Here is a 12946-nt window from a genome sequence, read left to right as displayed (position 1 = left end):
TGCGCTCAGGCGTTCAGCCCGGCCATCATGACCTTGTTGACCTTGTCAGTTTCCTGACGGGTCTGCGGGTCCTCGCCATCCTTGCCGTCCTTGGCCCCTGATCCGGCCAGGGGCCGCGAGTCGAAGCCCTTGCCGTAGTGCTTCTCCAGCTGGGCCTGGATGACCATCAGAACGGAGGTGATGACCAGGTACCAGATGCAAGCCACGATCAGCAGCGGGATGGTCTTGTAGATGCGGTTGGCGATGGCGTTGGTGGCGAACTGGAGCTCCAGGGTGAAGGGCACGGCAAGGGCCAGGGATGTGGTCTTCAACATGCCGATGGTTTCATTGCCGGTAGGCGGCACGATGATGCGCATGGCCTGAGGCAGGACGATCCGTCGCATGATCATGGAGGGCGGCATGCCCAGAGCCTTGGCGGCCTCCTCCTGGCCGGGGTCCACAGCCTCGATGCCGGCACGGACGATTTCGGAAAGGTAGGCAGCCTCGTTCAGCCCCAGGCCCAGAACCGTGGCCACGGTGGCGTTGAGCACGGTTTTGGTGTCGACGCTCCAGAACTCCGGCCCGAAGGGGATGCCTATGGCCAGCTTGGGAATCAGCACGGAGAGCAGGCCCCAGAAGACCAGCTGGGTGTATACAGGAGTGCCGCGGAAGAACCAGATGAAGAACCAGCTGACCCAACGCAGGACCGGATTGGACGACTTGCGCATGACCGCCAGGATGATGGCCAGGATTGTGGCCAGAACCATGGCGTAGACGGTCAGCAGAAGGGTCCACTTGATGCCGTCCAGGACATGCTCGTTGAAGAGATACTTCCAGACCGTGGGCCAATCAAAGTTAGGATTGGTCACCATGCCATGGATCAGCATGGCCACGAAAACGGCCACGATGACGGCGGCCACGATCGGCCCCGGCTTGCGCACCGGCCTGGCCTCTATTCTGCCGGGGATCTGAATCTGGTCCGTCCCCTTCTTGGTATGCATCTCCTGCTTCCTTCCGCACCGCTGAACTTATTCAGGCCCAGCCTATCCAGCCGGGCCAACCGCTAGGCGCAGTCCGGTTGTTGAGCCGGCCCGCGCCTAGAGGCCTGTCTCAGTCAGAGACCGCAGGGTTGATCTCCGCCTTTTCGACTGCCCCGCTCTGGACGCCCCAGTTCTTGAGGATCTTGGCATAGGTGCCGTCGTCGATCAGCTTCTGGAGCGCCGCCTGGGTGGCCTCAGCCATGCCGCTGCCCTTCTTCAGAGCGGCGCCTTGCAGGACGATGTCGGTATCCTTGCCCAGCTTCTCCAGCTGGCCGTCGGTCTGCTTGATGGCATATCCGGTCACCTGGGAGTCGGCGTAGAAGACGTCGATCTTGCCGTTGACCACCGCTGTGGCGGCATCGGTCTGCTGCTTGTAGGACTGCACATCCACCGGCTTCTTGCCCTTGGCCTTGCACTCTGCCGAGATCTTGTCAGCAGCCTGCTGCTCTTCGATAGTGCCCGTCTGCACGCCGACCTTGACGCCGCAGATGTCGTCAGGATTGATCTTGGAGGGGTTGCCCTTCTTGACGGCAAAGGCCGTGCCCGCCTTGAAGGTGGTGACGAAGTCGACCGACTGCATCCGCTCCTTGGTGATGGTGAAGCTGGAGATACCCGCGTCGTACTTGCTGCCGATGGCGGGGATGATGGTATCGAAGGAGGCACTGACCATCTCCCCCTTGAGCCCCATCACCTTGGCAATGGCGTTCGACAGGTCCACGTCATAGCCAATCGGTGTCTTTCCGTCCTCATTCATGAATTCACCCGGAGCATACGAGGTCTCCATGCCCACGGTCAACTTGCCGTCCTTGGCCACCGACTCAGGCACCTTGGCCGCGATGGCCGGATCCTTCTTGATGCCACTGACGTCAAAAGCCGCCGGGTGGGAACTTGTTGTGGCCTTACCCGATGCACTGCTGTTGTCCGCCTCGTCGGTGGTTCCGCAGGCCCCGATAGAGGCCAGCAGGGCGACACTCAGAGCCGCCGTCAGCATCGCCTTGATCTTGCCCATGTCTTCTCCTCTTCCGGACCGCCCCGAGGCGACCCTCCGTATCCCTTGATTGACATGCACTATTATGCACACATTTGTATTTTTATGCATCCGACTGATTGATGATCATCAATCATGGTTTGCTCTTCAGGGCGGATTTTGGCTTTAATGCAAGCTTCAGAAGCTTATAGAACACCGCCGGACGTCTTAGCTCCGGGCGTGTCGACTTGCATAGTGCAAGGCAATATCAGGATTCAGTCGTCCCTATCCAAGAATCATCTGAGAATCGGAAAGTGCATCAGCACATATTTCAGCCCCGACGGTTCCGGTAGCGCATGGCCCTTTGGGCCTCACGGCGGTCCTGTTCCTCCCGCAGGGACTGACGCTTGTCATACTCGCGCTTGCCCCTTGCCACGGCGATCTCCACCTTGACTCTGCCATCCTTGAAATACAGGCTCAGGGGGACAATGGTGTAGCCCTTGGCCTGAATCTGCCGCTCCAGGCGAATGATCTGCTTGGCATGCAGAAGCAGCTTGCGCTTGCGCTTGGGGGCATGGTTGTTCCAGGTGCCGTTGAGATACTCGGGGATATTCGCGTTCTCCAGCCAGACCTCGTGCCGACGGTCGATACTGACGAATGACTCAGCCAGAGAGGCCCGCCCTTCGCGCAAGGACTTGACCTCAGTCCCGGTCAGGGCGATGCCGGCCTCATACCGATCCTCGATCTGGTAGTCATGCCGGGCCCTGCGATTCTGGGCAATCATCGACGTGCCAGTCTCCTTAGCCATGATGTCCTCCTCCGGACCATGCCGATCACGTCGCCTGGTAGGCCGGACGGCTAGGAGTGGCGTCCCAGGTGGCGGACCTGGTCCGCTTCGATGTCAGTAATGAATGTACTGGTAGTTGCCAGCCCCGTAAACCGTCTCATAGGCAGGGAAGGAGGCAAATCCTGTGCCTCCTTCGGAGATGAGCACAGACCCGTCCCCATTGACCCGCTCGACCACGGCCACATGGCCATAGGTCCAGTCGGCGTTCCAGTAACCGACCCGCTGGCCACGGGCAAAGACCATGGCGGCTCCGACGTGCGGGGTGTTGTTGACCAGGTAGCCCAGACTACGTGCAGTGTTGGCCCAGTCAGCTCCGTTACCCATATAGGATCCCACAGGCAGGGACAGCTGCGAGCGGCGGATGTATGCCCAGAGCGTGCACTGACGGGCGGGGTAAGCACTGCCGCCCACCGAGTTGCCGGTAGGATGGCCGTAGCAGAACCCAGAGCCCTCAGGACAGCTGCCAGGTACCCCGTAATTCATACCGGAGGCACCTCCACCGCCTCCATTGCTCGGCGGGGAAGGACGCGGAGCCGGTGATGGTGCAGGGCCGCCACCGCCGACCTGCTGGGCGCCACCGGCATGGGGATCGGCCCCGCCGCCGGCATTGCCCGTGTTGAGGGAATCGATCATAGACTCGGTGGCCACGATATCCGCGGCCTCACGGGCTGACTGGGTGGTCAGGGCAGCCTTCTGCCCCTCCAGCTGCTTGCGTGCTGCGGTTCCCTGGTCGCGCAAGGCCTGCAGACTGTCCTGCTTGGCCTGCGCCGCAGCTGCCGCCTGCTGTGCCGCCGCCTGCTGCTGGTCGGCCTTGGCCTTCAAGGTGCTGATCTGCTCCTCAATGGCCTCGAGACGCTGCTTGCGATTCATGGACGAATTGAGGGTGTTGGCGGCATCATTGGCCGTGTTGGCCTCGGATCGGGTCACGGCTGCATCGGACTGCATCTTGTCCACAAAGTCCTTGGTGCTGGAGGACTTGGTCACCACGTCCATGACCTGGGAAGCCTCAGAGCCATGGAAACTCTTTCTCGCCATCTGCGCCACACCGGCCTTGGCGTCGTCATAGTCGATGCCGGTCTGACGGATCTTGGCCTCCAGGTCGGCACGATCTTTGCGGGCCGCCTGCAGTCGGTCATTGGTGGCCTGAACCAAACTGTCGGCCTGCTCGGCCTGCTGCTGAGCTTCGACGGCACTCTGCTGAGCCGCCGGGATCTGGTTGGCAGTCAGATCGCTGAGACTGAGAATCTGGTTGGCCAGCTCGCTGTTGACACCCGCCAACTTGCTCTTCAGAGCCTCATGGCTCTGTACCTTCTGCTGATAGCTACTCCAATCGGCCCGGGCCGGTGCGGGGGCCACTGTCAACCCCAGGATCCCACCGCCCAGCATCATGGCCAACGACCCCACCAGGCCGCAGATGGCTTCCAAGTGTTTCGTACGATTCATGGTCAAGTCCTCACTATCACTTATCCATGCTAGTCATCATTATGGCAGAGTTCGTACCCATAAGATCAATCGGCCCGTCGCCGCGGATCAGGTCCGCAGATACCGCCGCAGGGAGATGGAAGAGGCCAATGCGGACAAGAGCATGGCCCCCAGGATCAGCGCCGGTGCCATGAGCAGGACCGTGGACTGATCCACGTAGGGCATCCACTGGACCGTCCGGGCCAGCCAATCCGTGATAAAAAGTTTGACGATGGCGCTAAGAGCGCCGACAGCCAGAAGAGATCCCAGCAAGGATGCCACCACGCCCTCCAGGATGAAGGGCAGTCGTATGGTCCAGTTGGAGGCTCCCACCAGTCTCATGATCTCGGTCTCGTTGCGACGCGAGGCGGCACTCATCCTGATGGTGGTGCCAGTCAGCAGGATGGCCACGATCACCATGACGACGGCCAGAACCAAGGTGACTGCCGTAGCCCTGTTGAGGATCTTGAAGACCGGGTCGAATATCTGACGCTGGTCGGACACCTCCTCTACGCCGTCGCGTCCTGACAGCACCTCGGAGACCACCTGATACTTGGTTGGATCCTTGAGTTTGAGACGCAGGGAGGCCTGCATGTCCGCTGCGGTCATGGTCCTTCCCTCGTATGTGCCGTTGGGGTACTGCTTGAGGAAGGTGTTCTTGAAAAAGTCCTCCCGGCTCTGGTAGGTGATTTTTGCCACAGAGTCGCGCAGCTCGGTATTGATGGTGTTCTCCAGCTTGACGATCTCGTCGTTGGTGGGCGCCTTGCCGGTCGCGCAGGATGCCGCCTGGCTGGCGCCGTCCGGGCACAGCCAGACCACCACCTCTACTTGGTCGTACCAGTCCCCCTTGGCCTTGCTGATCTGCGCCTGCATAAGGCCCGATGCGCCGATGAAGAGGAAGGAGATGAAAGTGACCAGCATGACCGAGAGGATCATGGACCCGTTGCGCCGCAGGTTGTCCCAGGTGCTGGAAAGGATGAACCGCAGTCTCATCGTGCCGCCTTCTTCTTGTCATGATGCTCATCCCGAGCCTGTGCGTCGCTCTTTTGTCGGGACTTCCTGGTCGCCTTGGGAGCTTCGGGGGGAGCGGGCGGGGCCGGCGGGACTCCCATGGACTCGGCATCGTGAGACTCGACATCATGATCGATTTCGCTGGTCGAGTCCTTTTTGCTGGTCCTGCTCTTGCTGGGGGCTTGCTTTGAGGATTGCGCGTCGTCCTGCTTCATTTGAGCCGTAGCCTGACCGGATTTGCCGGTCGGTTCGGATGAGCTGGAAACATCGGGCTGCGGAGGCTGATCGGGCCTCTTGAACTGTTGTTCACGATCAGCAGCCTTATCGGAGGTTTCCTTCAACGGTTGGCGGTCCTTGACCTTGTCGTCTTGCTTGGAGCCCCTTTGATCGCGGTCATGATTGCGATCATCATGAGCGAGACCCTTGCGGTCACTACCTGGTTTCCTATCCTGCTCATGACTGCTCGAATCTTCGGGCCGCCGATCCTGGGACCTGCTTTCTGGGGTCGACTTGGGCCGCGCAGCATCCGAACCACGAGCGGACTTCCGAGATTTCCGGGAGGCTGCAGGTTCTGCTGGTTCTGCCTGGGGACGATTCCCGGATTCGGCCCGATCGGTTCCTGCCTTGCCCTGGTCTTTGTCACTGGAACCTTCATGCGACTGACCGGGTGAATCCTGGCTGCCCTGCGACACCGGCGCAGGTCTGCGGAACCGTTCGTCAGGGTCAGAGTCGCTCTTCCCCTCGGACTGCCCCGCAGAGGCGCCTTCATGCTGACTGGAATCTTCCTGCGCAGACTCAAGGCTGCCCAGGCCCTTCCCCCAGGTCAGGGTGTCCTCCACCGAGGTGAAGACCTGCCCATAACGTCCTGTTCTCCCCGAATGCATGGACTTGGCCAGCCGTGCGATTCCCTCGTCGCCATACTGGCCCTGGTCGACGGCCTGTGCCGCCGCCTGAACCACCTGCTTGGCTCCCTTGGTTCCATCCGCGATGGGTTCGGTAGCCGGACTATTCCCATCCTGGACGACAACCTGCACCGGACGGCGCCCTCCAACTCCAACCTCACGAGCACGATCCAGGGCATCGCCGTCAGCGGGATCCCCGATGGCATGATGAGCACGCGCCGCAACCTCGGCATCGGGGAAGAAGCGCGAAGAATCGTAGGAGCCGTGGGCCTCGTCGCGCATGATCCGGCCCGTATGCAGCTCCACCACCCGCTTGCGCATGGAGTTGACGATCTCCTCGTTGTGGGTGGCCATGACCACGGTGGTGCCGGTCCTGTTGATGGCGTCCAGAACCTCCATAATGCCCAGGGAGGTTGTGGGATCAAGATTGCCAGTGGGCTCGTCAGCCAGCAGGATTTCCGGGTTATTGACGTAGGCGCGGGCCAAAGCCACCCTTTGAGCCTCGCCGCCGGAAAGCTCATGGGGGTAGTTTTGCTCCTTGCCCGTCAGCCCCACGGTCTTGAGCACCTGAGGAACCAGGGTTTTGATGGTGGACCGACGAGCGCCGATGACTTCCAGCGTGAAGGCCACGTTCTGCCATACGGTCTTGTTATTGAGCAGCTTGTAATCCTGGAACACAAAGCCAATGGAGCGCCGATATCCGGGAATTTCACGATTGCGCAGACGTCGCAGGTCGTTGCCGGCCACGCGAATCTCCCCCTCGGTGGCCTCTTCCTCGCGCAGAAGCAGGCGGAGCAGGGTGGTCTTGCCCGACCCGCTGGCGCCCACAAGGAAGACAAAATCCCCACGATCGACATCCAGGCTGATGTCATCCAAGGCGGGACGGGACCCCTTGGGGTAGATCTTGGTCACGTCCTTGAGCGAAATCAACGCCATTGACTCTCCGTTCCTCGGTATTCCCCTACAGAGGCTATCAACAAGACCGACACTACACACTCATGAAACACCGACCCGGATGAGGCCGAGCACAGGTTTATTTGCTGGCTTCCTCCTCACGGGCCTGAACCCGCTGCTGATGCCGCCAACGGATACCGGCCTCTATGAAGGCATCGATGTTGCCGTCGAAAACGCCCTGGGTATCCGAGGTCTCGTATCCGGTACGCAGATCCTTGACCATCTGGTAGGGATGCAGCACATATGAGCGCATCTGATCCCCCCAGCTGGCCTTGATGTCGCCGGCCAGCTCCTTTTTCTTCTTGGCCTCCTCTTCGTGCCGCAGAACCAGTAGTCGGGACTGCAAAACGGCCATAGCAGCCGCACGGTTCTGGATCTGGCTGCGCTCATCCTGCATGGTGACCACGATGTTGGTCGGCAGATGGGTAATACGCACGGCCGAATAGGTGGTGTTGACGCCCTGACCACCGGGACCGGAAGAGCAGTAGGTGTCCACTCGGATATCCGAGTCGGGGATGTCGATGTGGTCAGTGGGTTCCACCAGAGGGATGACCTCGACAGCAGCGAAAGAAGTCTGCCGCCTGCCCTGGTTGTCAAAGGGCGAGATCCTCACCAGACGATGGGTGCCGCCCTCCACAGACAGCCGACCGTAAGCATAGGGGGCATCCACCTGGAAGGTGGCCGACTTGATGCCGGCCTCCTCTGCGTAGGAGGTGTCCATGACCTTGGTGGAGAAGCCGTGCCGCTCAGCCCACCTCATGTACATACGCAGGAGCATCTGGGCCCAGTCGGCCGCGTCCACCCCACCGGCACCAGAACGAATGGTGACCACGGCGGCGCGCTCGTCGTACTCCCCGTCCAGCAGGGTCTGGATCTCCATGTCAGCCAGGTCGGACCTCAACGAGTCGATCTCCTTGCGGGCCTCCACCAGGGTGTCCTGGTCATGCTCCTCCTGGCCCAACTCCTCCAGAGCCTGGACATCCTCCAGCCGGGAGGATGCGGACTCCAGATGCTTGAGCTGGGATTGCAGGGCTGAGAGCCTGCTGGTCACCTTCTGAGCATTCTCCTGATCATTCCAGAGTCCGGGCGCACTGGCCTGACGCTCCAGATCCGCAATCCGCGAGCGCAAACCCTCCGGGTCCAGCGCCTTGGAGATCATCTCGTACTTGGCCTTGGCCTGCTCCAATGCTTGAGCAAAATCCATCTCTGCCATACCGTCTCACCGCTTTCCAGACCGGCTCCATACGAGTCGGCCGCCGTCTTCATTGCCATTTGCCTGTGCCTGTGACGGCCGGATTCCCGCCGACCGGACGGATCAGGTCAAAGGCCGCTGAAAATGGCGGGGATGATAAGACTGGCCAGCAAAGCCACGGCAATGACCAGGCAGACCGCCCTGGCTATATTGCGGCGCCGACGCTCCCGGCGCTCACGCTCATGACTGTAGGCACTCATGGTTGATAATTTTACCTATCGGCTGCGACCTGGCTGGCGACCACCCAGAGCCGACTGTCGGACGGACCGTCTGTGTTTGAGCGTCGGCCGGTTTATCCTGTAAGACAACCTATGTCAATATGACTGCACAGCCAGAAGGAGGAACGATGAGCACAGCACGCACCGCATGGGGTTGGGGCCTGGCCAGCCAGGATGAGCAGGGCCGTACCCTGGACGTCTGGTATCCCAAGGCCGAGATCTCGACACCGCCGACCCCGGCGAACCGTCCCAACCACGACTTTGGCGACCAAGTCAACAACCAGCCCGACGCCCGCGGCATCCGAAAGGTTGCGGTCTTCACTGTGGCCGATTTGGATGGCCCAATAACCAATGCAGCCGACGCCTATCTGCGGCTTCATCTACTCAGCATGCGCCTGACCCCTCCCAACAGCATGAACCTGGACGGGATCTTCGAACAGCTCAACACAGTGGTCTGGACCAACTACGGACCCTTCGCCGTGGAGGACTTCGCCCTGCGCAGGTCAGCGGTCATGGCTGCAGCCAGCCGCTCCATGCCGGGCATCCCGGTGACACAGGTAACGGTGCTGAGCGTGGACAAGTTCCCCCGCATGGTGGATTATGTGGTTCCCGAGGGAGTGCGCATCGGCAACGCTGACCGGATTCGGCTCGGCGCCCATCTGGCACCGGGAACGACAGTCATGCATGAGGGCTTCGTCAACTTCAACGCTGGAACTCTGGGCCACTCCATGGTCGAAGGACGGATCTCCCAGGGAGTCGTAGTCGGCGACGGTTCGGACATCGGTGGCGGAGCCTCCATCATGGGCACCCTGTCCGGCGGAGGCCGCCACCGGGTCTCCATCGGCCAGCACTCCTTGCTGGGGGCCAACGCCGGCATCGGCATCTCCTTAGGCGACGACTGCGTGGTTGAAGCCGGACTCTATGTCACCGCCGGTACCAAGATCGGCCTGGGCGACCAGGAGGTCAAGGGGGCAGAACTCAGCGGAAGGGATCATCTGCTCTTCATCCGCGACTCCCGCACGGGCCAGGTCAGAGCCCTGCCTCGCAAGAAGGGGATCGAGCTGAACGAGCGACTGCACGCCAACTGAACCCAGGCGGTCATAGGACTCAGCGCTCTTCTATAGGCAGGTAGTCGCGTGGCCCCTGACCGGTATAGACCTGCCTGGGTCGACCTATTTTCGTGTCAGGATCGTCCAGCATCTCCCGGTACTGGGCGATCCATCCGGGGATGCGACCCAAGGCGAAGAGCGTGGTGAACATCTCCGGGTCGAAGCCGATGTCGCGGTAGATGAGCCCGGTGTAGAAGTCCACGTTGGGGTAAAGGTGGCGCTCGACGAAGTAGTCATCATGCAGGGCCAGGTCCTCAAGCTCCAGGGCCACATCAAAGAGCCCGGCATCCTCCGTATTCCTATCCTGGTCGGGTTCGTCCATAAGTTTGTAGAGCCACTGCTTGGCTATGGCCGCGCGTGGGTCATAGGACTTATAGACCCGATGGCCCAGACCCGCAATTTTCCGCCCCTCGCTCTTGGCTTGGTCCACATAGCCCCGCACACCCAGACCGGAATCACGTATGCTCTTCAGCTGGCGCAGCACAGCCTCGTTGGCGCCGCCGTGCAGGGGGCCTGAAAGTGTATTAATGCCGGCAGCCACTGCCGAATATAGGTTGGCCCGGGCTGATCCGGCAATCCTGACCACAGAGGTGGAGCAGTTCTGCTCATGGTCGGCATGGATAATCAGAAGCTTGTCCAGGGCCTGCACCTTGAGAGAATCGGCCTGATAAGGCTGGTAAGGCATGGCGAAGCTCATTCTCAGGAAGTCCTCCACATAGCCCCAGTTCCTGTCCGGGTAGAGCAGGGGCTGGTCGCGACGACGACGGTGGATCAGGGAGACGATAGTACGCACCTTGGCCATGATGATGGCGCTGGCCTCATCCAACTGCTCGGGATCGTCTACGTCACAAGTGTCCGGATGAAAGCCAGCAAGAGCGTTGACCGCCGCAGCCAGCACACTCATGGGATGAGCCTGGCGAGGGAAGGACGAGAGCAGATGACGGAAGTCCTCCCCTACGACCGTGTGACCCAGAACATGGCTGCGGAACCGCTTGTACTGCTCGGCATCAGGCAGTTCGCCATGGGACAGCAGCCAGGCCACTTCGAGGAAATTGGACTGGGCGCACAAGTCCTCTATGGCATAGCCCCTGTAGCGCAGTATGGACCGCTTGCCGTCAATGAAGGTTATTCCTGAAACGCACTGAGCTGTGGTCTGGAAGCCGGGATCGAGCGTGACCCAGCCGTCATTGCGTAGGGAGGAGACCAGAATGCCGTCGGGCCCCTCGGTGGCGCGAACCAATGGCAGATCAACCTGGTCGGAACCGATGGACAACCGTGCTGTAGACACCACGCACCTCCTGTCAATCAACCAGTGAGGTGCCAATGAGAGTCGACGGCCATGCCAGATCAGGCTACCGGCACCTGTACCGGCGTGGAATTGCCGACATGCTAACAGAAACAATCACGACTTCGATTACCGGCTTGTAACCACAAGCAGGTATCCGTCGCCCCTGGTCACGACCTGCGAGACTAAGGCAGGGCCGTCTGCCTTCCCGCACCAGCCTGCAAGCAACAATTCCAAGGAAGAAAGGACGGCATCAAACAAGGGACCGAGGAACATCCACATTGTGGACATTCCTCGGTCCCTTATATAGTCCTGACAGCCCTCGAATCAGTCCCTGGTCGTCAGAATGACAGGTCCCTGCTCGGTGATGGCAATGGTGTGCTCGCTGTGGGCACCGCGGGATCCATCTGCAGAACGCAGGGTCCATCCATCCTTGGGATCCTGATAAATCTGATCGGTGGTCGCCAGGAACCAAGGCTCGATGGCGATGACCAGACCGGGGCGCAGCTTGTAGCCGTGATGAGGAGTGCCATCGTTGGGCACATGGGGATCGCCATGCATGATCCGCCCTACCCCGTGGCCGCCGAACTCCAGGTTGACGCTGTATCCGTTTTCATGGGCAACCTGACCGACTGCAGCGGAGATGTCACCCAGGCGGTTGCCGGGCTGAGCCTGGGCGATGCCCGCCTTCAGGGCCTCTTCGGTGGTCCGAATCAGCCGCAGATCCTCTGGATCGGCATGCTCGCCCACCACAAAGCTAATGGCCGAGTCACCCACCCAGCCGTCCACGTTGATGGCCAGATCCAGGGAAAGCAGGTCGCCGTCCTTAAGGTTGTAGTCATAAGGCACCCCATGCAGGACGGCATCGTTGACGGATAGGCAGATGTAGTGGGCGAAGGGTCCAGTACCGAAATCAGGCGCATAATCCACGTAACAGGAGGTAGCTCCCTTGCGGGAGTTGATCCTGTCCTTGACGTAGTCGTCCAGCTCCAAGAGGTTGACCCCAGGTTTGCTCATGGCCTTGAGCTCCTTGAGGATGCTGCCGACGAACCTACCCGCCGGCTTCATCTGTTCGATCTCCTGCTTGGTTTTGAGCTCGATCATCCTCTGCGTCCTTTCATGATTGGTGCCCGCAGGTGCCATCCCTTGGGGTCCTGCCCAAGTACTATCTCTCAGTATTATCGGGTTAGTCGGACGAGTCCGGCTCTCAGTTCCGGCCGAAGGTGAAGGCCCTGATAATAGAGACGACTCCCAGCACCAGAAGAGCGCACCCACTGAAAATAACCAGGAAGATGACGGAGCTCAACGGGTAGACCATGACGATGATCCCGGCGATGATGGAGACGATGCCCGAGAAAATGGCCCAGCCTGAATGCGGGAGTCCCCAGGAGGCGGCCAGACTCATCACGCCCTCCATGATCCAGCTGATGCCTACGATGATGGTGACCAGCAGGGTCAGTGCTGAAGCGGACAGAGCCGTGTTCCTGACGATCACAATGCCGCCGACGGCGATCAGTGCACCAAAGAGGACACCTAGCACACGCCAACCGCCGGGAAGTCCCTTGGTCACGATGGAGGTAGCCAGACGGACCACGCCGGAGATGATGAAGTAGATGCCCAGCACCACGGTCACGGCAATCAGGGTCTTGTCCGGCCTGAGCAGCAGGGCCAGGCCCAGGATGACACCAATCACGCCCATGACGCCCATGATGATGCGGATAGCTCGCAGGGTTCTGAATCCCAGATCTTCAGCGATCATGGAGAACGGGTCCATACGTGGCGGGCGTCCCTGATAGCCGGGGTATTGCCCATACTGACCATAATTATTCTGGTATTGGCCGCCATTCTGCCCAGAATCCTGACCACCGTACTGATTGGGCTGACCGCCCTGCATGGGATCCGTCATACCGTCCTCTTTCAC

Annotated in this window: 12 protein-coding genes and 1 pseudogene; 2 read left to right on the top strand and 11 right to left on the bottom strand. The window is 60.5% G+C overall.

All coding sequences use genetic code 11. The features are described from left to right. Positions 1 to 5: 5 nt before the first annotated feature. From CI601_RS02400 to ftsX, 5 genes are all read right to left on the bottom strand, one after another. Positions 6 to 980 carry an amino acid ABC transporter permease gene (locus CI601_RS02400; protein WP_121914155.1) on the bottom strand — a complete coding sequence of 325 codons (975 nt, stop codon included), beginning with the start codon at positions 978 to 980 and terminating at the stop codon, positions 6 to 8. 109 nt (positions 981 to 1089) lie between these two features. Beyond that, the gene (locus CI601_RS02395; RefSeq protein WP_024626673.1) at positions 1090 to 2028 is read right to left on the bottom strand and encodes an ABC transporter substrate-binding protein; all 939 of its coding nucleotides are present in this window, start codon (positions 2026 to 2028) and stop codon (positions 1090 to 1092) included. A 289-nt stretch (positions 2029 to 2317) separates the two neighbouring features. Beyond that, positions 2318 to 2794 carry an SsrA-binding protein SmpB gene (gene smpB, locus CI601_RS02390; protein ID WP_024626674.1) on the bottom strand — a complete coding sequence of 159 codons (477 nt, stop codon included), beginning with the start codon at positions 2792 to 2794 and terminating at the stop codon, positions 2318 to 2320. Positions 2795 to 2887: 93 nt separating this feature from the next. Continuing rightward, positions 2888 to 4276 (bottom strand): CHAP domain-containing protein, encoded by a 1389-nt coding sequence (locus CI601_RS02385; RefSeq protein WP_024626675.1) that lies wholly within the window; start codon positions 4274 to 4276, stop codon positions 2888 to 2890. An 87-nt stretch (positions 4277 to 4363) separates the two neighbouring features. Beyond that, a complete protein-coding gene (gene ftsX / locus CI601_RS02380) occupies positions 4364 to 5287 on the bottom strand; it encodes a permease-like cell division protein FtsX (protein WP_024626676.1) in 924 nt (307 codons plus the stop codon). 75 nt (positions 5288 to 5362) lie between these two features. Between ftsX and CI601_RS08600 the strand changes: the two genes are divergently transcribed. Then, entirely contained in the window at positions 5363 to 5422 is a 60-nt protein-coding gene (locus CI601_RS08600; RefSeq protein ID WP_367379019.1) for a hypothetical protein, read from the top strand. Positions 5423 to 6111: 689 nt separating this feature from the next. Here the strand turns inward: CI601_RS08600 and ftsE are convergent. The 3 genes and pseudogenes from ftsE to CI601_RS08505 form a co-directional block, all read right to left on the bottom strand. Next, positions 6112 to 7143 (bottom strand): annotated as a pseudogene (gene ftsE, locus CI601_RS02370) (cell division ATP-binding protein FtsE); the annotation flags it as partial. A 97-nt stretch (positions 7144 to 7240) separates the two neighbouring features. After that, positions 7241 to 8374 (bottom strand): peptide chain release factor 2, encoded by a 1134-nt coding sequence (prfB, locus tag CI601_RS02365; RefSeq protein WP_024626678.1) that lies wholly within the window; start codon positions 8372 to 8374, stop codon positions 7241 to 7243. 107 nt (positions 8375 to 8481) lie between these two features. Beyond that, positions 8482 to 8613: a hypothetical protein gene (locus CI601_RS08505; protein ID WP_259465285.1), complete on the bottom strand. Its 132-nt coding sequence runs from the start codon at positions 8611 to 8613 to the stop codon at positions 8482 to 8484. Between the two features lie 146 nt (positions 8614 to 8759). Here CI601_RS08505 and dapD point away from each other — a divergent pair, with 146 nt between their 5' ends. Further along, the gene (dapD, locus tag CI601_RS02360; protein WP_121914154.1) at positions 8760 to 9719 is read left to right on the top strand and encodes a 2,3,4,5-tetrahydropyridine-2,6-dicarboxylate N-succinyltransferase; all 960 of its coding nucleotides are present in this window, start codon (positions 8760 to 8762) and stop codon (positions 9717 to 9719) included. A 19-nt stretch (positions 9720 to 9738) separates the two neighbouring features. Here dapD and CI601_RS02355 read toward each other — a convergent pair whose 3' ends face one another. The 3 genes from CI601_RS02355 to CI601_RS02345 form a co-directional block, all read right to left on the bottom strand. Further along, entirely contained in the window at positions 9739 to 11028 is a 1290-nt protein-coding gene (locus tag CI601_RS02355; protein ID WP_121914153.1) for a citrate synthase, read from the bottom strand. Between the two features lie 324 nt (positions 11029 to 11352). Next, positions 11353 to 12129: a type I methionyl aminopeptidase gene (gene map / locus CI601_RS02350; protein ID WP_024626681.1), complete on the bottom strand. Its 777-nt coding sequence runs from the start codon at positions 12127 to 12129 to the stop codon at positions 11353 to 11355. A 103-nt stretch (positions 12130 to 12232) separates the two neighbouring features. Continuing rightward, complete coding sequence (locus tag CI601_RS02345; RefSeq protein ID WP_121914152.1) at positions 12233 to 12931, bottom strand: HdeD family acid-resistance protein; 699 nt, start codon at positions 12929 to 12931, stop codon at positions 12233 to 12235. Between the last annotated feature and the right edge of the window lie 15 nt (positions 12932 to 12946).

This window comes from Bifidobacterium sp. wkB344 (assembly GCF_003688305.1).
GTDB lineage: Bacteria > Actinomycetota > Actinomycetes > Actinomycetales > Bifidobacteriaceae > Bombiscardovia > Bombiscardovia mizhiensis.
Note: the sequence above shows the minus strand (reverse complement) of the source record. Positions and strands in the feature narration are given on the sequence as shown.